The following is a 20,146-nucleotide window of genomic DNA, read 5'->3' as shown; positions in this document are numbered from 1 at the left end:
GCGGCCTCGCGGGGCCGCTTTTTTCGTTGCGATCGGGCGCTAGTGGAGCGCCGTCCCCGCCGTCTCCGGCGGATCGTTCTGATAATCGCGCGCACCGCTGCGGCGCATCAGCACCGTCAGCGTTTCCGGGTAATCGAACCCGGCCCCGGTGCGCTTGTCGAGCAGGTATCCCAGCCCCGCGGTCAGCACCGCGTTGCCCACGGTGGCGCTGGCGTTGGCACTCGACGCGACCCGGTCCTGCCCCGCACCCACGCCATCCTTCTTACAGTCGATGAACAGATTGCCCGCGCTCTTTTGCACGGTCACGTGAGCGGGGGACGTGACGAACCAGCGCCCCTTGTCGTTGGTCAGCACGCAGCCGGCGCCGCCAACTTCGCGGTTGTCCAGGATGGTGTGCAGCATCAGCGTCTGCTGGTTCGACTCGCTGATCGTCGCGCAGCCGCCCAGGGCGGCCAACAACGCCAGTGCGCCGGTCCGTAAAAAAATCGCCATCGCGTTCATCCCAGGTAGTAGTTCATCCTGTTTACGGCAGCCGTCCAGGATTTCTGAATACTACCCGATGAAAACTACTTGAGCGGAATCGGCTGGTTGGCCGGCACCGGCACCGCGGTCACGCTGTTTTTCGGGCTGCCGTCGATCAGGCGGTCCGAATAGACCAGGTAAGCGAGCGCATTGCGCTTGGCGTCGACCATGCGCACCACGCGTACGTGCTTGAAAAAGATCGAGGCACGCTCGCTGAACACTTCTTCCTGGCGCGGCACTTTGCCGTTGAAGGTGATCGGGCCGACCTGGCGGCAGGCCACCGACGATTCGGCCTTGTCTTCGGCCAGGCCCACGGCGCCCTTGATGCCGCCGGTCTTGGCGCGCGACAGGTAGCAGCTCACGCCGCCGACGACCGGGTCGTCGAATACTTCGACCACGACCTTGTGGTCGGGGCCAATCAGCTTGAAAGCGGTATCGACCGAGCCCACGGTTTCGGCAGCGGCGCCAAAGGCGGCAGCCGACAGCGCGAGGCTCAAAGCGAGGCGAATCATTCGCATAATGTTATTCCTGGAGAGTGGTGCGGGAGAGTGATGCTGGAGCTTGCACTCCAGTTGGCAGGCAAGACTAGGTCACCGGCGCAAAGCGCGGCACCAGAATGCCATCGACTTCGACCAGTTGAAAAAACACGTCTTTCGGCCGCGTCCATAATGAACCGTCCGCTGCGCGATACACGATCATCTCTGAGAGATCCGATTCAAGAGTGGCCACGCACACTAATTCGTACAGGCCACCCTTGTAGTGCCGGTATTGCATCAACTCTCGGTCTTGTCTTCGGCCAGAGCTTTCTGCTTCTTCTTCAAGCCCTGGATGACCTTCAGGACACCTTCGATACCAGCGGTATCGTCGAGATCGCTAAAAGCATCAAGAACCTCATTCAGAACCCGGTTACGCACTGCGGTTTCATCCGACGCCGGTGCGCTTGCGCGTACCGGTTCGGCCGACTCTTTCGAGGCGGCCTTTTGCGCCGAATACTTCGCTGTCGCCGCGGCTGTTTTGCCGTGCGCCAGCGCCGCTTGCCAGATTACCCAGCGACGTTGTGTTTCAAACACGAGATATTCATCGGGCTTATCTTCTCGGCGTCGAACGATATGACCATCGCGCTGCGCCCATGCTTCAAATGCACTTCGCATTTTAATCCTTTACAAATGCTGTCTTCGCATTTCTACACTAATCAAAACAGAATTGTTTTAACTAGTACCACCTTGCAGAATGTGTCATGAAGCCGTCACAAACTTTAAGGGCGTGTAACTCTTCACGCTAGGGGTTCCGACCGTTGGTTCTCACCACCACCGACCGGATTTATGTATATTACCCCGTGCGTTATAAGAATGCAATTTTTTATTCCCCATGAGTAACAATAGTCCAAAATCGTTGTTTTGTCTGCCTCTTGTTACATCTAATTACATCTTGCGAGTGGTTAAATCTCGGGGACAACAAAGTTTAACATCTCCACGGTATTTTTTCGATAAAAGTGTTGATAACACAAGCGTATGCATCTTGCATACATGGCCAAATTTGTTAACTAACAGCATGTTCTTGCACGAACGCACCATTTAACGCGATACTAAGCGTTTTTAGCATCAACGGCACTCTGGACCCCCCTATGAAAATAGCAACATGGAATGTTAATTCCCTCAAAGTACGACTTCCTCACCTTCTGCAATGGCTGGAGGCAAATCCGGTCGATGTACTTTGCTTACAAGAGACAAAATTGACGGACGATAAGTTCCCGATTTCTGAAATTAAAGCTGCCGGGTATGAAGTCGCCTTCAGCGGCCAGAAAACCTATAACGGCGTCGCAATATTATCTAAATTGCCACTAAATGACATTATAAGAAACAACCCCCTATTTCCGGACGAGCAGCAACGGATACTTGCGGCGACGATCGGCGGCACGCGTTTTATCTGCGCCTATGTACCGAATGGGCAGGCGGTCGGGACCGACAAATACGCCTATAAACTCGCCTGGCTGGCATCGTTGCGCGAATGGCTTGCCGATGAAGTGCGCGTACACGCCGGCGCTGGCCTGGCGATCCTCGGCGATTACAACATCGCCCCCGAAGACCGCGACGTGCATGACCCGGTGGCATGGGCCGGCCAGGTGCTGTGTTCCGACAAGGAGCGCGCGGCGTTGACGGCGCTGACCGACCTGGGATTGAGCGATGCGTTCCGCCTGTTCGAGCAGGCCGATAAATCGTTCAGCTGGTGGGATTACCGGCAGCTCGGTTACCAGAAAAACAAAGGCCTGCGGATCGACCACATATTGCTGTCGGAAGCCCTGGCCAAGCGCTGCAAGGCGTGCGCGATCGACCGCATTCCGCGCAAATGGGAACAACCATCCGACCACGCCCCCGTCATCGCCGCCCTGGACTGACAAACCCTCTCAAACCGGGGTAAGAGCGTCAAACCGGGGTCAGAGCTTTAATTCGCAAGTTTTTGCCCGCAACAGCCAGATCTCATCCCGTTCGGCAACTGAAGAACGCGGGGCGCCTTGGGGGCATGCCCCTGCGGACCCAAAAATACTCATGTTTGAGGCGATCGGCATTGGTGAAGGGAAAAAATTTCTAATTAAAGCTCTGACCCCGGTTGTAGGAAGGCGCTGATCCTGCTTGGGGAACTAGTGGCTGGCGAGGTGCTTGCGGGCCTGGTCGGCGGGCCGGGGTTGGGCGAACAGGTAGCCCTGCGCGTACTGGCAGCCGTGGCCGCTCAGCAGCGCGTACTGGGCTTCGGTTTCGACGCCCTCCGCTACCACCGACAACTGCAAGCTGTTCGACAGCGCCATGATCGCCGCCACGATCGCGCGGTCTTCGGCGCTGCTCTCGAGGTCCTTGATGAAGGCGCGGTCGATCTTGATCTTCTTGACCGGGAAGCGCTTGAGGTAGGCCAGGCTCGAATAGCCGGTGCCGAAATCGTCGATCGACAGGCGGATGCCCATGCCGTTGATCTGCCCCAGGATCTCCATGGTCTGTTCGCCATGCTGCATCAGCGCCGTTTCGGTGATTTCGAATTCGATCAGGGCCGGGTCGATCCCGGTTTCGTCCAGCACGCCCCGGATCGATTCGATCAGCCCGCGGTGCATGAACTGGCGCGGCGATAAATTGACCGCCAGCGGCACCGCCGCCATCCCTTCGCGCTGCCACGCCATGCTTTGCTCGCAGGCGCGCCGCATCACCCATTCGCCGATCGGCACGATCAAGCCGTTTTCTTCGATGATGGGGATGAAGTGGTCGGGCAGCACCAGCCCATGCCCCGGACGGCGCCAGCGCAGCAGCACTTCCATGGTGTGTACCCGGCGCGTGCCGATGTCAATGATCGGCTGGTAGAACAATTCGAACTGCCCGTGCGTGAGCGCGCCGCGCAGCGCGCTCTCGAGTTCGAAGTGCTGCGCCGCCGCCACGTTCATGCGCTCGGTGAAGTACTGGTAATTATTGCGCCCGTTCGCCTTGGCGTGATACATCGCCGCGTCGGCGTGCCGCATCAGGGTCGCCACATCGTCGCCATCGTCCGGATACATGCACACGCCGATCGATGGCGTGATGTGCAGCAGGCGATCGTCGACCGGGAACGGCAGCGCCAGCACGTCGATGATCTTCTGCGCCACCTGGCTGCTTTCGTCAGGCCCGTCGATACCCGGCACCAGCACCACGAATTCGTCGCCGCCGAGGCGCGCCACGGTGTCGCTGGCGCGCACCGCATGGCACAGCCGCCCGGCCACTTCCTTGAGCAGGCGGTCGCCCATCAGGTGCCCGAGCGAGTCGTTGATGGCCTTGAAACGGTCAAGGTCGATGAACATCACGGCCAGCTTGGCGCCGGAGCGCTTCACGGCGAGCATGGCGTGGTTCAGCCGGTCCGACAGCAAGGCGCGGTTGGGCAGGCCGGTCAGGCTGTCGTGATAGGCCATGTGGTTCACGCGCGCTTCGGCCTGGCGCCGTTCCACGATCTCGCCCTGCAGCAGGGCGTTGGCGCCGGCCAGTTCGGCGGTGCGCTCGAGCACCCGCACTTCGAGTTCGTCGCGCGCGCGCCGCATCGCTTCGCCGGCCTCGCGCCGCGCCGTCACGTCGTCGACCAGCCACACCGAGCGCCCGGTGGCATGCGCCAGGTCGAACGGGCGTCCCGACAGGCGCGCCCAGAAGCTGCTGCCGTCCTTGCGCACCAGCCGGTATTCGGCCATGTGTACGCGCCCGGCGTGGAAGTCGCGCGTGGTCTCGGCACGCGCCAGGTCCCAGCTGGCGCGGTCCGGGTACAGCGCGCGCACCGACAGCCCCGCCACGTCGCCCGGTCCGTAGCCGAACAGTTCTTCCATCTTGGCGTTGCAGCGCAGGTTCATGCCGTGTTCGACCACCGCGATGCCGAGCACCGCGCTGTCGAGGATGGCCTGGTTTTCCAGCAGCGCGTTGCGCAGCGATTCTTCGGCGCGCTTGGCGTCGGTGCGGTCTTCGATGATCCAGATCGTACCCTGCGTCGGGTCGGCCGGATTGACGACGTAGGCGATCAGCTGCGCCCACAGCACGCTGCCGTCCTTGCGCGCCATCCCGACTTCGGTATGAAACGGCTTGCCGACCGAGAGCAGCGGGCTGGCCGCGGCGCCGATGGCGGCGTAGACCTCGTCGCTCGGATAGAGCGCGCGGCCGGGCAGGCCCAGTCCCTCGCTGCCCTGGTAGCCGAACATGTCGGCAAAACCGCAGTTGTAGCGCGTGATGATGCGGTTCTTGGTGAACAAGATGCTGACCGAGGCGTTGGTCATGATGGCCTGCACCTCGACCAGGGTCTGGCGCGCTTCGGTCACGTCTTCCAGGATCCAGATGGTGCCTTGTTCGCGCCGTTCGGCGTCCACCGTCTGCGCCCGCACGCGGCACCAGAACAGGGTGCCGTCGCGCTGGCGGAACTGGCATTCGGGACTTTCGAACGGCAAGCCCTTACCGAGCACCGGCCCGGCGGCCAGGCCGAATTCGTCGTAAGCGGCGGGCGACGGGAACACCGCCACCGCCGGCAGCCCGGTCATCTCTTCGCGCGTGTAGCCGAACATCTCGGCCATGCGCGGGTTACACGACAACATGATCCCGTTGCGGCTGAACAGGATGCCGACCGAGGCATTGTCCAGGATCGCCTTCTGCTCCAGCAGCACCTGGCGGGTCGCTTCCTCGGCCGCCTTTTGCGCGCTGCGGTCGTCCACGATCCAGATGGTGTCCTGCTTGCCGCGCCCGGCGTTGATGGCGTAGATGTAGGCGTGCGCCCAGAACACGCTGCCGTCCTGGCGCAGCATCTCGATGTCGGCCTGGTAGGGATGGCCGGCGCTCAGCAGCGGCTGCGCGTCGTGTCGCAGCACCTCGTAGGCGGCGCCGGAGACAAACAGCTCGGCGGCCGCATGTCCGAGCCCGGCCTCGCCGGCAAAGCCGAAGCAGCGCCCGAACTGCTGGTTGTAGCGCAGGATGCGGTTGTCGCGCTGGAAGGCGATGCCCAGCGGGGCGTTGTCCATGATGGCCTGCATTTCGAGCAGCGCGCGGCGCAGGCGCGTTTCGTTCTGGTGCAGCTCGTCGATGTCTTCCACGATCCAGATGGTGCCGTGCGACTCGTCGCGCGGATCGACCGCGCGCCCGTACAGGCGGCACCAGAGCAGCACGCCGTCCTTGCGGCGCAGGCGCAGTTCGCCGGCGTACGAGCCGCCCGCGGCGAGCCGTGGACCGGCCTCGCCGCTCATTTGCTCGTAACTGCGCGCGCTGGGGAACACGGTGACGGTGGCCGCGCCGATCAGCTCATCGGCGGTGTAGCCAAAGATTTCGGCGGCGCGGATATTACATTCGCGGATTTCGCGGTTCTTGCTGAGGATGATGCCGACCGCCGCGTTTTCGAGGATGGCCTTTTGCTCCATCACCGTCTTGCGCAGCGCGGCCTGGTCGCGGTCGTAGCGCCGGATGTCGGTAAAGACGAACGTCGCGCCACCGCCCGGCAGCGCCTTGGCCAGCACCTGGACCGCAATCGGCTGGCCGTGCGCGTGCAGCACGCTTTCCCATAAGCGGTCGGCGCCGTCGCCCCCGTGCAGGCGCAGCGCGGCGCCATGCCGCGCTGGAGGGGCGAACAAGTCAAGCAGGGGGAGGCCGGCGGGAGCTGCGCCGAGCAGCTCGCACAAGGCCGCGTTGGCGGCATGGACGATGCCGTCCGCGTCGCAGGCACAGGCGGGCGATCCGATTAACTGGAGCGCTTCAGCGACGAAATCAGGCTTGGTTGATAAGCGATCCATGTCCCCACGACGGCGTAAGTCCGCCGCCTCTGTGATGGGCAACGGAGAGCTTGATCATAAACCACAATTGGCCGCAATTTACGGGAAAACCCAAAAAACAGAAACGCCCACCACGCACGGGGCGGGTGGGCGCTTTGCCAACACGTTCACGCCAGGCCGTCAAGGCCCCTGGATGGCGTCGCCGGGGATGCGGACCCACCCTTCCATCAGCACGCGCGCGCTGCGGCTCATGATGGCCTTGGCGACGCTCCAGTCGCCAGCGACCTGGGTCGCTTCGGCGCCCACGCGCAGGGTGCCGGACGGATGGCCGAAGCGCACCGCGTTACGCCCTCCCCCGCCGGCCGCCAGGCTGACCAGGGTGCCGGGAATGGCGGCCGCGGTGCCGATGGCCACGGCGGCCGTGCCCATCATCGCGTGGTGCAGCTTACCCATCGACATGGCGCGCACCAGCAGGTCGATGTCCCCGGCCGCAACCGCTTTGCCGCTCGACGAGACATACGCCGCCGGCGGCGCCACGAAGGCCACCTTGGGGGTGTGCTGGCGCGTTGCCGCTTCGTCCACATGCTTGATGAGGCCCATGCGCACGGCCCCGTGCGCGCGGATCGCTTCGAACATGGCCAGCGCCTTGGGGTCGCCATTGATCGCCTCCTGCAGCTCGGCGCCGCTGTAGCCGATCGCCCCGGCATTGACGAAAATGGTCGGAATGCCGGCGTTGATCATGGTGGCCTTGAGCGTGCCCAGGCCCGGCACCTCAAGGTCGTCGACCACCTGCCCGGTCGGGAACATGGCGCCGCCGGCGCCCTCTTCGTCGGCCGCAGGGTTCAGGAATTCGAGCTGCACTTCGGCCGCCGGAAAGGTGACGCCATCGAGTTCGAAGTCGCCCGTTTCCTGCACCGCGCCGCCGCTTACCGGCACATGCGCGATGATGGTCTTGCCGATGTTGGCCTGCCAGATGCGCACCACCGCCACGCCGTCGTGCGCAATGCGGGCGGCGTCGACCAGCCCGGCGCTGATGGCGAACGAACCCACGGCGGCCGACAGGTTGCCGCAGTTGCCGCTCCAGTCCACAAACGCCTTGTCGATGGCGACCTGGCCGAACAGGTAGTCGACGTCGTGCTCCGGCCTGGCGCTTTTGGACAGGATCACCGTCTTGCTGGTGCTCGAGGTGGCGCCGCCCATGCCGTCGATCTGCTTGCCGTAGGGGTCGGGGCTGCCGATCACGCGCAGCAGCAGCGCGTCGCGCGCGGCGCCGGCCACCTGCGCCGCTTGCGGCAGGTCTTGCAGGCGAAAGAACACGCCCTTGCTGGTGCCGCCGCGCATATACGTGGCGGGAATCCTGATTTGAGGCAGGTGTACCATCATGCCTCCTTGACGGTCGATTCGAGGAAGTCCTGGGCGAAGCGCTGCAGCACGCCGCCGGCTTCGTAGATCGCCACTTCTTCGGCCGTGTCGAGCCGGCAGATGACCGGCACTTCCACCACGTCGCCGGACACGTGCGTGATCACCAAGGTGAGCGTGGCGCGCGGGGTGCGCTCGCCCAGCACGTCGAAGGTTTCGCTGCCGTCGATCGCCAGGGTGATGCGGTTCTCGCCAGGCTGGAACTCCAGCGGCAGCACGCCCATGCCCACCAGGTTGGTGCGGTGGATGCGCTCGAAGCCTTCGGCCACGATGGCTTCCACGCCGGCCAGGCGCACGCCCTTGGCGGCCCAGTCGCGCGACGAGCCCTGGCCGTAGTCGGCGCCGGCGATGATGATCAAGGGCTGCTTGCGCTCCATGTAGGTCTGGATCGCTTCCCACATGCGGGTGACCGTGCCATCCGGTTCGATGCGGGCCAGCGAGCCCGCCTTGACCTTGCCGTCGACCTTGACCATCTCGTTTTTCAGGGTTGGATTGGCGAAGGTGGCGCGCTGCGCGGTCAGGTGGTCGCCCCGGTGGGTGGCGTAGGAATTGAAGTCTTCCTCAGGCAGGCCCATTTTCGCCAGGTATTCGCCGGCCGCCGAATCGAGCATGATCGCGTTCGACGGAGACAGGTGGTCGGTGGTGATGTTGTCGCCCAAAACCGCGAGCGGACGCATGCCCGCCAGGGTGCGGGCCCCGGCCAGCGCGCCTTCCCAGTACGGCGGACGGCGGATGTAGGTGGTATTCGGGCGCCAGTCGTACAGCGGGCTGACCTTGACGCCGTCGTCTTCCTGTTTGGCGAACATGGGAATGTAGACCTTGTGGAAGTGCGCCGGCTTGACGCTCGACGCCACCAGTGCGTCGATCTCCTCGTCGCTCGGCCAGATGTCCTTGAGCGTGACCGGCTTGCCGTCGGCGCCGGTGCCCAGCACGTCCTTCTCGATGTCGAAGCGGATCGTGCCGGCGATCGCGTAGGCCACCACCAGCGGCGGCGACGCCAGGAAGGCCTGCTTCGCGTACGGGTGGATGCGGCCGTCGAAGTTGCGGTTGCCCGACAGGACGGCCGTTGCGTACAGGTCGCGTTCGACCACTTCTTTTTGAATCACCGGATCGAGCGCCCCGGACATGCCGTTACAGGTGGTGCAGGCGTAAGCGACGACACCGAAGCCGAGCTTTTCGAGTTCCGGCATCAGGCCCGCGTCTTCCAGGTACAAGGTGACGGCTTTCGAGCCCGGCGCCAGCGAGCTCTTTACCCAAGGCTTGCGCGTCAAACCAAGCTTGTTGGCGTTACGCGCGATCAGGCCGGCGGCGATCATGTTGCGCGGGTTGTTGGTGTTGGTACAGCTGGTAATGGCGGCGATGATGACGGCGCCGTCGGGCATCAGGCCCGGTTCGTTTTCGACCACGCCGCTGATGCCGCGGGCGGCCAGTTCCGAGGTCGGCACGCGGTTGTGCGGATTGGACGGGCCGGCGATGGTGCGCACCACCGACGACAGGTCGAAGCGCAGCACGCGCTCGTACTCGACGTTGTCAAGCGTAGCGCCCCACAAGCCGGTGTGTTTCGCATACAGCTCGACCAGTTTCACCAGTTCGTCATCGCGGCCGGTCAGCTTGAGGTAGGTGATGGTCTGCTCGTCGATGTAGAACATCGCGGCGGTCGAGCCGTATTCCGGCGCCATGTTCGAGATCGTGGCGCGGTCGCCCAGGGTCAGGTGGGCAGCGCCTTCGCCGTAGAACTCGAGATAGGACGAGACGACCTTTTGCTGGCGCAAAAATTCGGTCAGCGCCAGCACCGTGTCGGTGGCGGTGATGCCCGGCTGCGGCTTGCCGCTCAGTTCGACGCCGATGATGTCCGGCAGGCGCATCCACGAGGCGCGGCCCAGCATCACGCTTTCGGCTTCCAGGCCGCCGACGCCGATGGCGATCACGCCGAGCGCGTCGACCATCGGGGTATGCGAGTCGGTGCCGACCAGGGTGTCCGGAAAGGCCACGCCGCCCTGCACCTGGATGACCGGCGACATGCGCTCCAGATTGATCTGGTGCAGGATGCCGTTACCCGGCGGGATCACGTCGACGTTCTTGAAGGCCTTCTTGGTCCAGTTGATGAAGTCGAAACGGTCTTCGTTACGACGATCCTCGATGGCGCGGTTCTTGTCGAAGGCGTCCGGATCGAAACCACCGCATTCGACCGCCAGCGAATGGTCGACCACGAGCTGGGTCGGCACCACCGGGTTGACCAGGGCCGGGTCGCCGCCCTGCAGGGCAATGGCGTCGCGCAGGCCGGCCAGGTCGACCAGCGCGGTTTGCCCGAGGATGTCGTGGCAGACCACGCGCGCCGGAAACCACGGGAAGTCGAGGTCGCGCTTGCGTTCGATCAGTTGACCGAGCGAGGCGTTCAGGGTCGCGGGGTCGCAGCGGCGCACCAGGTTCTCGGCCAGCACGCGCGAGGTGTACGGCAGCTTGTCATAGGCGCCAGGCGCGATGGCGTCGACCGCGGCGCGCGCGTCGAAGTAATCGAGCTTGGTGCCCGGCAGGTTCTTGCGGTGGTTCGTGTTCATGTCAGGTCCTTGCTTGTTTACTTGCGCTCGGCCAGCGGCACGAAGGTCAGGTCGTCCGGGCCGACGTAGTTGGCGCTCGGGCGAATGATCTTGTTGTCGATGCGCTGCTCGATCACGTGGGCGGCCCAGCCGGAGGTGCGCGAGATCACGAACAGCGGCGTGAACATCGCCGTCGGCACGCCCATCATGTGGTACGACACGGCCGAGAACCAGTCCAGGTTCGGGAACATCTTCTTGACTTCCCACATGACCGTTTCCAGGCGCTCGGCGATATCGAACATCTTGGTCGAACCGGCGCCTTCGGACAGCGAACGCGCCACTTCCTTGATGACTTTATTGCGCGGGTCGGACACGGTATAGACCGGGTGGCCGAAGCCGATCACGACTTCCTTGTTGGCGACGCGGTTGCGGATGTCGGCTTCGGCTTCGTCCGGGTTTTCGTAGCGCTTCTGGATGTCGAGCGCGACTTCGTTGGCGCCGCCGTGTTTCGGGCCGCGCAGCGCGCCGATGGCGCCGGTGATGGCCGAGTGGATGTCCGAACCGGTGCCGGCGATCACGCGCGCGGTGAAGGTCGAGGCGTTGAACTCATGTTCCGCGTACAGGATCAGCGAAGTGTGCATCGCCTTGACCCAGGCTTCCGGCGGCTTGAAGCCGTGCAGCAGGTGCAGGAAGTGGCCGCCGATGGACTCGTCGTCGGTTTCGGTGTCGATGCGGCGGCCGTTGTGGCTGAAGTGGTACCAGTACAGCAGCATCGAGCCGAAGGACGCCATCAGGCGGTCTGCGATGAAGCGCGCGCCCGGCACGTTGTGATCGTCTTTTTCCGGCAGCACGCAGCCGAGGGTGGACACGCCGGTGCGCATCACGTCCATCGGGTGGCTCGACGCCGGCAGCGCTTCGAGTGCGTTCTTGACCGCCTGCGGCAGGCCGCGCATCGATTTCAGGTGCGCCTTGTAGCCACGCAGTTCGCCGTCGTTCGGCAGTTTGCCGTGTACCAGCAGGTAGGCGATTTCTTCGAACTCGCAGCTGTCGGCCACGTCCAGGATGTCGTAGCCGCGGTAGTGCAGGTCGTTGCCGGTTTTGCCGACCGAGCACAGTGCGGTGTTACCGGCGGTGACGCCGGACAGCGCGACCGATTTTTTCGGTTTGAAGGGAACGGCGTCGGCCGGGGTGGTGATGTCAGTCATGTGAGCTCCGCGATTGTTCTTGATTAGTGTGATTACTGTCGATCTTCTTACTTCTCTTTACCCTGGGCGAACAGCGAGTCGAGCTTTTGCTCGTACTCGTGGTAGCCGAGGTAGTCGTACAGCTCCATGCGGCTTTGCATGGTCGCGACGACGTTTTTCTGCGTGCCTTCGGCGCGCAGCGTCTTGTAGAAATTCAGGGCGGCCGCGTTCATGGCACGGTAGGCGCCGCAGCAGTACAGGGCGATATCGACCTTGTGCGCGCGCAGTTCGTCGAGCGTAAACAGCGGCGTGGCGCCGAATTCGGTCAGGTTGGCCAGGATCGGCACCTTGACCGCGTCGCGCACCTGGCTGTACATCTCGAGCTTGGTGATCGCTTCCGGGAAGATCATGTCGGCGCCCGCTTCGACGTAGGCGCAGGCGCGGTCGATGGCGGCGTTCAGGCCTTCAACGGCCAGCGAATCGGTGCGCGCCATGATGACGAAGCTTTCGTCATGACGGGCGTCGACGGCGGCCTTGATGCGGTCGACCATTTCTTCCTTGCTGACGATTTCCTTGCCCGGGCGGTGGCCGCAGCGCTTGGCCGAGACCTGGTCTTCCATATGCACCGCCGCCACGTCGGCGCGGATCATGTGGCGGATCGTGCGCGCGATGTTGAAGGCGCCGCCCCAGCCGGTGTCGATATCGACCATCAGCGGCAGGCCGCAGGTGTCGGTGATGCGCTGGGCATCGGTGATCACGTCGTCCATGGTGCTGATGCCGAGGTCCGGCATGCCGAGCGAGTTGGCGGCCACGCCGCCGCCGGACAGGTACACGGCCTTGTAACCGGTTTGTTCGGCCATGCGCGCGGTATAGGCGGTGATGGTGCCGACGACCTGCAACGGCGACTCTTCCTGGACTGCGCGGCGGAACATCGCGCCTCGTGATTCTCTCATTGCGTTTTCTCCTCGGGTGATGCGTTGGAATGCCATGCTGGGTGCATTGCAAGCGGCGTGCCACGCGCAACCATCTCAAGCTCACGCGCGAAACGTCTTTGTATTCAATGCCTTGCGCAGATTTGAAACACGCCCTGCCATTGTCGGCGTGTTTCATCGCGTTTCACAGTGAAACACCTGAAACGCAACTGGCGTAAAATTGGAACATGCCCTACTCTTCCCGTACCGCTCAAGACGCCAACGACAAGCCGGTCATCTGGACCGTGTCGGTCTCGCGCCTGTCCGACCTGTTCCGCGATATCACGCTCGAATACGACCACCTGGCGTCGATCGAGCCGGTCAACCTCGGCTTTGACGAGGCGGCGCGGCACATCCGCGAGCGCATGGCCGGCGAACGCTGCGACGTAGTGATCGCGGCCGGGTCGAACGCGGCTTACCTCAAGGGCCGCGTGTCGGTGCCGGTGGTAATCGCCAAGGCCAGCGGCTTCGATGTGATGCAGGCCCTGGCGCGCGCGCGCCGCGTGGCCGAGCGCATTGGCGTGATCACCTATCAGCAGCAATTGCCCGAACTGGCCGAATTTGCCAGCACCTTCGGCTTTCATATCGCCCAGCGCACCTACGTCACCGAAGAAGACGCGCGCGCGCAGATCAACGACCTGAAGGCGGCCGGCATACAAGCCATCGTCGGCGCCGGCCTGATTACCGACCTGGCCGAAGAAGCGGGACTGACCGGCGTGTTCGTGTATTCGGCGGCGTCGATCCGCCAGGCCTTCGATGATGCGCTGGAACTGGCGCGCCTGACCCAGCTCGAATCGAACAGCGGGCGCCGCCCGGTGGTCACCGACACCTTGCGCACGCGGCATGGCCTGAACGACTTGCGCGGCGAGTCGCAAGCCATGGAGACCTTGCGCCAGGCCGTGGTGCTGTATGCGCGCTCGCCCGCCACGGTATTGATCGAAGGCGAAACCGGGACCGGCAAGGAGCTGGTGGCGCAGGCGATTCACCGCGAAAGCCCGCGCAGCCTGGGCGCGAACCGGCCGTTCGTGGCCGTCAATTGCGGCGCGGTGGCCGAGTCGCTGCTGGAATCGGAACTGTTCGGCCACGAGGAAGGGGCGTTCACCGGGGCGCGCCGCGGCGGCCATGCGGGCCTGTTCGAGGCGGCCAACCGCGGCACGCTATTCCTCGACGAGATCGGCGAAATGCCGCTGCCGCTGCAAACGCGCCTGCTGCGCGTACTGGAAGAACGCGAGGTGGTGCGGGTCGGCGGCACGCGCCCGGTCGCGATCAATGTGCGCGTCATCGGCGCCACCCACTGCGACCTGGAGCAGCGGGTGCGCGAGGGGCGCTTCCGGGCCGACCTGTTTTACCGGCTGGCGGTGCTGCGGCTGTCGCTGCCGCCGTTGCGCGAGCGCAGTGGTGACGTGGCGGCGCTGGCCGAGTGGTCGCTCAAGAATGCGCTGGCGGCGCTGGGCGCGCGCCCGCATCCGAATCTGCATGCGGAGATGGCGGGCTGCGCGCCGCTGCTCGAGCGCTACGGCTGGCCGGGCAATGTGCGCGAACTGCGCAACCTGATGGAGCGGGTGGCCTTGTTCCTGGCGGCCGAACCGTTGCAGGCGCTGACGCCGGCGTTCGTGCTGTCGGTCGCGCCGGAACTGGGGCGGGAGGCGCAGGCGCCGCTGATTGCACAGGCGCCAGGCGTTGAAACGGTAGACGAGGTGCTGGCGCGTTTTGGGGGGCGGCGCGATGAAGCGGCGGCGTATCTGGGCATCAGCCGCACCACCTTGTGGCGCAAGTTGAAATCGGGCGGATGACAGGATCGACGCACCTTTGCGCAAACCCGATCAGAATTCATATATCGAAGCATAGAATTATTCGTTCCATCGCCGTCATCGCACGCCTATGATCCGCCCTTTTTCCGCCGGCGCGGCCGCCCACCAGGCCGCCCAACCCGGCTTTCGGAGGTTCTTATGTCATCCGCACCGCAGCCTGCCCTGTTTTCCCTGATCGGCAACACCCCGCTGGTCGAAGTGACCCGCATCGACACCGGCCCGTGCCGCCTGTTCCTCAAACTCGAATCGCAAAATCCCGGCGGCTCCATCAAGGACCGCATCGGGCGCGCCATGATCGAAGCGGCGGAAGCCGACGGCAGCCTGCGACCGGGCGGCGTGGTAGTCGAGGCGACCGCCGGCAATACGGGCCTCGGCCTGGCCCTGGTGGCGCGCCTGAAAGGCTACCGCGTGGTGCTGGTCGTACCCGACAAAATGGCGATCGAAAAAATCCTGCACCTCAAGGCGCTGGGCGCCGAAATCCACCTGACCCGCTCCGACGTCGGCAAGGGTCATCCGGAGTACTACCAGGATGTGGCGGCGCGCCTGGCGCGCGAGATTCCCGGCTCCTGGTTCGCCGACCAGTTCAACAACCCGGCCAATCCGCTGGCGCACCAGAACACCACCGGCCCGGAACTGTGGGAACAGACCGGGCATGACCTCGACGCCATCGTGGTCGGGGTCGGCTCGTCCGGCACGCTGAGCGGCCTGTCGCGCTATTTCGAGACGGTGCAGCCGGACCTGGAATTCGTGCTGGCCGATCCGGAAGGCTCGATCCTGGCCGACTACATCAACACCGGCGTGCTGCGCGACGACGCCGGCTCGTGGGCGGTCGAAGGCATCGGCGAAGACTTCATTCCCGCCATTGCCGACCTGTCGCGCGTGAAAAGCGCCTACACCATCAGCGATGCCGACAGCTTCGGCAGCGCGCGCATGCTGCTGCGCGAAGAAGGCATTCTGGCCGGCTCGTCCAGCGGCACCCTGCTGGCCGCCGCGCTGCGCTACTGCCGCGCGCAGACCACGCCGAAAAACGTGGTGACGTTCGTCTGCGACACCGGCACGCGCTACCTCACCAAGGTCTACAGCGACGGCTGGATGGTCGACCAGGGCCTGCTGCAGCGCCCCACCCTGGGCGACCTGCGCGACCTGATCGGCCGCCGCTTCGACGATGGCGACGTGGTGACCGTGGCGCCGTCCGATACGCTGCTCACGGCGTTCAACCGCATGCGCAGCGCCGACCTGGCGCAGCTGCCGGTGATCGAGAATGGCCGCCTGGCCGGCATTGTCGACGAATCGGACCTGCTGCTGCATGTGACCGGCGACGCCACGCGCTTTCGCGACCCGGTCGGCACGACCATGACGTCCGAACTGCAAACCCTGCGCCCATCCGCCAGCATGGCCGAACTGCGCGATATACTCGACCGCGGCCTGACCGCCGTCATCAGCGAAGACAATCATTTTTATGGCCTGATTACCCGCTTCGACCTTCTCAACCACTTGCGCAGGACTTTATCGTGAACGATTCGACCAGCAAAAAACACCTTTCCACGCGCGTGATCCACGGCGGCCAGTCGCCCGATCCGTCCACCGGGGCGGTCATGCCGCCGATTTACGCCACCTCCACCTACGTGCAGGAGAGCCCGGGCGTACACAAAGGCCTCGATTACGGGCGCTCGCACAATCCCACCCGCTGGGCGCTGGAACGCTGCGTGGCCGACCTGGAAGGCGGCGCCCAGGCGTTCGCTTTCGCCTCGGGGCTGGCCGCCATTTCGACCGTGCTGGAACTGGCCGACGCCGGCTCGCACATCATCGCCGGCGACGATATGTACGGCGGCACCTACCGCCTGTTCGAGCGCGTGCGCCGGCGCAGCGCGGGCCACGACTTCACCTACGTCGACCTGACCGATCCGGCCAGGCTGCTGGCGGCGATCCGTCCCGAAACGCGCATGGTGTGGGTCGAAACGCCGACCAACCCGATGCTCAAGCTGGCCGACCTGAAAGCCATCGGCGACATCTGCCGCGAGCGCGGCATCATCTCGGTGTGCGACAACACCTTCGCCAGCCCGATCGTCCAGCGTCCGCTCGAACTGGGGATCGACATCGTGGTCCACTCGACCACGAAGTACATGAACGGCCACTCGGACGTGATCGGCGGCATGGCGGTGATCGGCGCCGAGCCGCGCCAGGCGGCGTGGGGCGAGCAGCTCGGCTTTCTGCAAAATTCGGTGGGGGCGATCCAGGGTCCGTTCGACAGCTTCCTGGTCCTGCGCGGCATCAAGACGCTGGCGCTGCGCCTGGAACGGCACTGCGCCAGCGCGCTGGACCTGGCCGCGTGGCTGGAAAAAGAACCGAAGGTCGGACGTGTCTACTATCCGGGCCTGGCTTCGCATCCGCAGCACGAACTGGCCAGGCGCCAGATGAACGGCTTCGGGGGCATCATCTCGATCCAGCTCGACACCGACCTGGCCGGCGCGCGCCGCTTCCTGGAGCGCTGCGAGGTATTCACCCTGGCCGAGAGCCTGGGCGGCGTCGAGAGCCTGATCGAGCATCCGGCCCTGATGACGCATGCCACCATTCCACCGGCGCAGCGCGCGCTGCTCGGCATCAGCGATGGGCTGATTCGCCTGTCGGTCGGCGTGGAACACGTGGAAGACCTGCGCGAGGACCTGCGCGCCGCGCTCGCGGCCATCTGACAGGCCGGTATTTTACGGCCCCGCGCCGCCAGCTACCTCAGGCGCCGGCATCGGCGTTCTTCGCCGGTTCGCTGGCGGCGAACTGCTCAATGTCCTCCGACGAATTTTTGCAGGAGCCTGACCAACTCGTCGAATTCGCGCTCGTCCCGCTGCAACTCGTCGAATTCGCGCTCGTCCCGCTGCGCGAAGATCGCCCGTCCGATCCGTTCGCGGGCGATATTGACCGCGTCGGTCATTGCCTTGCCCTGCGCCGTCATCAGCGCCTCGCGCACGCGCGCATCCTTCGCCCCCGCCCGAAGTGGTCGCGCCGACCCTGGCCGAGCCGTACCAACTGGCGCTGATGGCGCCGCAATATCTGACCGAAGGCGTGATGCGCGAGCGGCTGGCCGAGTTGGGCCACGCGCCGCGGTTCGGCTGCGAGCTGACCAGCTTCGAGCAGGATGACGAGGGCCTGAGCGCGCACCTGTTCAGCCAAGCTGGCGAGGAAGTGGTGCGCGCGCTATCTGATCGGCGCCGACGGCGGGCGCAGCTTCGTGCGCCAGGCGCTGCCCATCGCGTTTCCCGGCAAGACCCTGGGGCGATCGCGGGCTCCGGCGCGCCCGGGGCGCTGGCCGGCCACGTTGAAAAAGTGGGACTCGGCCGCCTGGTCATGGGCGGCGGCGTGTCCGACTCGATCGCTTGGCGCTAAAGGCGTGCGCCAGGCCGCTCAGTGGCTGCGCACCTGCCCCGCCGCCTGCTGCACATGCACCAGCACGAATTCGCCAGCCTTGAGCGGCGCGAAACCGACGGTGATATTGAGCACCCCGTGCTCGACATCGTCGCCGCTGGTGGTCTCCGGCCCGCAGCTGACAAAAAACGCTTCGTGCGGCGCCTTGCCCTGGAAGGCGCCCTGGCGGAACAGGCCGACCATGAAGGCGTGGATGCACAGGCGAACCTGCGCCCACAGCTGGTCGTCGTTCGGCTCGAAGGCGACCCAGCGGGTGCCGCGCACCAGGCTTTCTTCGATATACAGGGCGGTGCGCCGCACCGGGATGCATTTGCCCTGCGCGCCATCGGGGTCGTCGCTGTGCAGGGTGCGCGCGCCCCACACGATGCGCCCGGCCGCCGGCATGCTGCGCAGGCAGTTGATGCCGAGCGGGTTGAGGATGCCGTTGTCGCTGTCGGACACCGGCACGCTCAGTTCCGGTACGCCGATCAGGGTGGCGTCCATGCCGACGGGCGCCTTCCAGACGCCGCGCTGCTGGTCGGTGCGGGCCATGATGCCGGCCACCGCGCCGCAGGGGGCCAGCCGCGTGAGCCGGCCGCCGCGCTGGTCGACCGGCTGCAGCAGGCGCGGGAAGAACAGCGCCGCATTCCTGCTGCTGGTGCCGAGTGCGGCCACGCCTTCGAGGGCGTTGTCGACGCTGCGCCAGGCCGGCGGCGGATCGACCAGCAGCATGGCGCGCCGCAGTTCGCAGTAAGCGCCCGCCTCGGCCACCAGGGCGCTGTGTACGCCGGCGTCGAGCAGGTCGCCGCCGTTGTCCAGGTAAGGAGGAATGCACAGCAGGTTGAACAAATCGGCCCGGTCCAGCGCGTACAGGCCGGCCTTGCGCGCCATGTTGCCGCTGCCGATGAAGTCCGCCAGCGTGAGCGGCAGTTCGGCTGCGGCGCGGTCGGCCTGCAGCACGCCGGCGTTGCTGGCGGCGCCGCACTCCCAGGCGTCGCCGTGCTGCGGCGCGCGCGGATGGCTGGCGGGGCGTTGGGCGGGCAGCTTGCCGCTCACGCTCACCAGGCGCGAAATGCTGCGCAAGACCAGGTCGACGCGGCGCGGATGGGATGCGCCGAGCGAGACGTTGCGAAACAGCTCGACCTGGCCGGTGCCGCTGTCGCGCACCGACAGGTTGAAACTGTCAGGATCGCCCGAGAGCAGTTCATGGTCGATGCGCACCTGCAGCGCGTTGCCCCAGGCGCCGGGGTCGCGCGCTTGCAGGGTCAATGCGCCGGCGCGCAGGATGGCGTGGCTGCACGCCACGCCGTCGACCGGCGCCGGGGCGCGGTACAGGCGCACGATGACGGCCTGCATGCCGCCATTGAGGAAGAAATCGCGCACCGCGAAGCCGAGCGCACTGCCCTCCCACAAGCCGCCGAACAGGCGCTCGAACTGGGCGAAGCTGGCGATGCTGACCGGCTCATCCACCGGCCCGCGCAAGGCGCGACCGACGAATGCGGTGATCGCGGTGGCCACACCGGCTATCGGATGCACGGCTGTGCGAAGCTGCTCGGTCACGGTGCTGGCATAGCTTATTGCGGCATGCATGGGATCTCCTGTTTCATTCGTATTTTCACGGCCGCATGAAATTGCGGCGACATAGCTATTAGATGCGCTTTGAAAACGTTATCTTTGACATTGGTCAATGGAACAGGCGGACTCGGCAATAGACTTGCGCAATCGGCTTGACATTCGTGGAGGAAAATCCGGACGATGCGCGCGTCCATTGGCTCATTCCGGTGTCAGGTCTGACAAACGGACACGAGCCCTGCCGCAATACTGCCGAGGCCGTGTCCGAATGTCAGACCTGACACCGGCGGTGCTGCCGCAATACTGCCGAGGCCGTGTCCGAATGTCAGACCTGACACCGGCGGTGACACCGGCGGTGTTGTCGCGCTGGACATCGGCATAGGGGGCAGCTAAATATAGCTGCTCCCCTGCCACACCACCCGGCATGCGGGTCCGCACCGGGCGGTTCGAGTAGTTGAGGTTATGTGAGGCGAGGCATGCCAAGGCGATCAAAGTA

The 20,146-nt window shown here is 64.9% G+C and carries 15 protein-coding genes and 2 pseudogenes; 6 read left to right on the top strand and 11 right to left on the bottom strand.

The genetic code is table 11. The annotated features are described in order from the left end of the window. Nucleotides 1–39: 39 nt before the first annotated feature. The 4 genes from F1735_RS16360 to F1735_RS16345 form a co-directional block, all read right to left on the bottom strand. Nucleotides 40–492 (bottom strand): hypothetical protein, encoded by a 453-nt coding sequence (locus F1735_RS16360; protein ID WP_167237922.1) that lies wholly within the window; start codon nt 490–492, stop codon nt 40–42. A gap of 74 nt (nt 493–566) precedes the next feature. Further along, complete coding sequence (locus F1735_RS16355; RefSeq protein ID WP_373888536.1) at nt 567–1,034, bottom strand: CreA family protein; 468 nt, start codon at nt 1,032–1,034, stop codon at nt 567–569. A 73-nt stretch (nt 1,035–1,107) separates the two neighbouring features. Continuing rightward, entirely contained in the window at nt 1,108–1,296 is a 189-nt protein-coding gene (locus F1735_RS16350) for a DUF1653 domain-containing protein (RefSeq protein ID WP_167237921.1), read from the bottom strand. After that, nucleotides 1,296–1,673: a hypothetical protein gene (locus F1735_RS16345; protein WP_054267055.1), complete on the bottom strand. Its 378-nt coding sequence runs from the start codon at nt 1,671–1,673 to the stop codon at nt 1,296–1,298. Before F1735_RS16345 ends, F1735_RS16350 begins: the two co-directional genes overlap by 1 nt. Nucleotides 1,674–2,146: 473 nt before the next feature. Here F1735_RS16345 and xth point away from each other — a divergent pair, with 473 nt between their 5' ends. Beyond that, nucleotides 2,147–2,917 carry an exodeoxyribonuclease III gene (xth, locus tag F1735_RS16340; protein ID WP_167237920.1) on the top strand — a complete coding sequence of 257 codons (771 nt, stop codon included), beginning with the start codon at nt 2,147–2,149 and terminating at the stop codon, nt 2,915–2,917. Nucleotides 2,918–3,160: 243 nt separating this feature from the next. On the opposite strand, the gene F1735_RS16335 is transcribed toward xth, so the two are convergent. The 5 genes from F1735_RS16335 to prpB all read right to left on the bottom strand — a co-directional run bounded on the left by F1735_RS16335 (nt 3,161) and on the right by prpB (nt 12,853). Continuing rightward, a complete protein-coding gene (locus F1735_RS16335; protein WP_167237919.1) occupies nt 3,161–6,781 on the bottom strand; it encodes an EAL domain-containing protein in 3,621 nt (1,206 codons plus the stop codon). A 159-nt stretch (nt 6,782–6,940) separates the two neighbouring features. After that, nucleotides 6,941–8,140 carry a 2-methylaconitate cis-trans isomerase PrpF gene (prpF, locus tag F1735_RS16330; protein ID WP_167237918.1) on the bottom strand — a complete coding sequence of 400 codons (1,200 nt, stop codon included), beginning with the start codon at nt 8,138–8,140 and terminating at the stop codon, nt 6,941–6,943. Then, the gene (acnD, locus tag F1735_RS16325; protein ID WP_167237917.1) at nt 8,140–10,737 is read right to left on the bottom strand and encodes a Fe/S-dependent 2-methylisocitrate dehydratase AcnD; all 2,598 of its coding nucleotides are present in this window, start codon (nt 10,735–10,737) and stop codon (nt 8,140–8,142) included. The genes prpF and acnD overlap by 1 nt, the downstream gene beginning before the upstream one ends. 17 nt (nt 10,738–10,754) lie before the next feature. After that, complete coding sequence (prpC, locus tag F1735_RS16320) at nt 10,755–11,921, bottom strand: bifunctional 2-methylcitrate synthase/citrate synthase (protein ID WP_167237916.1); 1,167 nt, start codon at nt 11,919–11,921, stop codon at nt 10,755–10,757. A gap of 47 nt (nt 11,922–11,968) precedes the next feature. After that, nucleotides 11,969–12,853, bottom strand: coding sequence for a methylisocitrate lyase (gene prpB, locus F1735_RS16315; RefSeq protein ID WP_167076797.1), 885 nt, complete (start codon nt 12,851–12,853; stop codon nt 11,969–11,971). 206 nt (nt 12,854–13,059) lie between these two features. Here prpB and prpR point away from each other — a divergent pair, with 206 nt between their 5' ends. The 3 genes from prpR (at nt 13,060) to F1735_RS16300 (ending at nt 17,372) form a co-directional block, all read left to right on the top strand. After that, nucleotides 13,060–14,664, top strand: coding sequence for a propionate catabolism operon regulatory protein PrpR (gene prpR, locus F1735_RS16310; RefSeq protein WP_167237915.1), 1,605 nt, complete (start codon nt 13,060–13,062; stop codon nt 14,662–14,664). Nucleotides 14,665–14,820: 156 nt separating this feature from the next. After that, nucleotides 14,821–16,197 carry a pyridoxal-phosphate dependent enzyme gene (locus F1735_RS16305; RefSeq protein WP_167237914.1) on the top strand — a complete coding sequence of 459 codons (1,377 nt, stop codon included), beginning with the start codon at nt 14,821–14,823 and terminating at the stop codon, nt 16,195–16,197. After that, nucleotides 16,194–17,372: a trans-sulfuration enzyme family protein gene (locus F1735_RS16300; RefSeq protein WP_167237913.1), complete on the top strand. Its 1,179-nt coding sequence runs from the start codon at nt 16,194–16,196 to the stop codon at nt 17,370–17,372. Before F1735_RS16305 ends, F1735_RS16300 begins: the two co-directional genes overlap by 4 nt. 86 nt (nt 17,373–17,458) lie before the next feature. Here the strand turns inward: F1735_RS16300 and F1735_RS16295 are convergent, their stop codons facing one another. Continuing rightward, nucleotides 17,459–17,644, bottom strand: a complete 186-nt coding sequence (locus F1735_RS16295; RefSeq protein ID WP_167237912.1) for a hypothetical protein — start codon at nt 17,642–17,644, stop codon at nt 17,459–17,461. A gap of 68 nt (nt 17,645–17,712) precedes the next feature. Between F1735_RS16295 and F1735_RS38255 the strand changes: the two are divergent. Together F1735_RS38255 and F1735_RS38250 are read left to right on the top strand one after the other, a co-directional pair. Then, nucleotides 17,713–17,799: pseudogene (locus tag F1735_RS38255) on the top strand (hypothetical protein); the annotation flags it as partial. 49 nt (nt 17,800–17,848) lie between these two features. Next, nucleotides 17,849–17,908 (top strand): annotated as a pseudogene (locus F1735_RS38250) (hypothetical protein); the annotation flags it as partial. 170 nt (nt 17,909–18,078) lie between these two features. Here the strand turns inward: F1735_RS38250 and F1735_RS16285 are convergent. Beyond that, nucleotides 18,079–19,668, bottom strand: a complete 1,590-nt coding sequence (locus F1735_RS16285) for a phage tail sheath family protein (RefSeq protein WP_167237911.1) — start codon at nt 19,666–19,668, stop codon at nt 18,079–18,081. Nucleotides 19,669–20,146 lie beyond the last annotated feature (478 nt).

The organism is Massilia genomosp. 1, assembly GCF_011682185.1.
GTDB classification, from domain to species: Bacteria; Pseudomonadota; Gammaproteobacteria; order Burkholderiales; family Burkholderiaceae_D; genus Telluria_A; species Telluria_A rubra.
The sequence above is the reverse complement of the archived record's forward strand: the minus strand, read 5'-3'. Positions and strand labels throughout refer to the sequence as shown.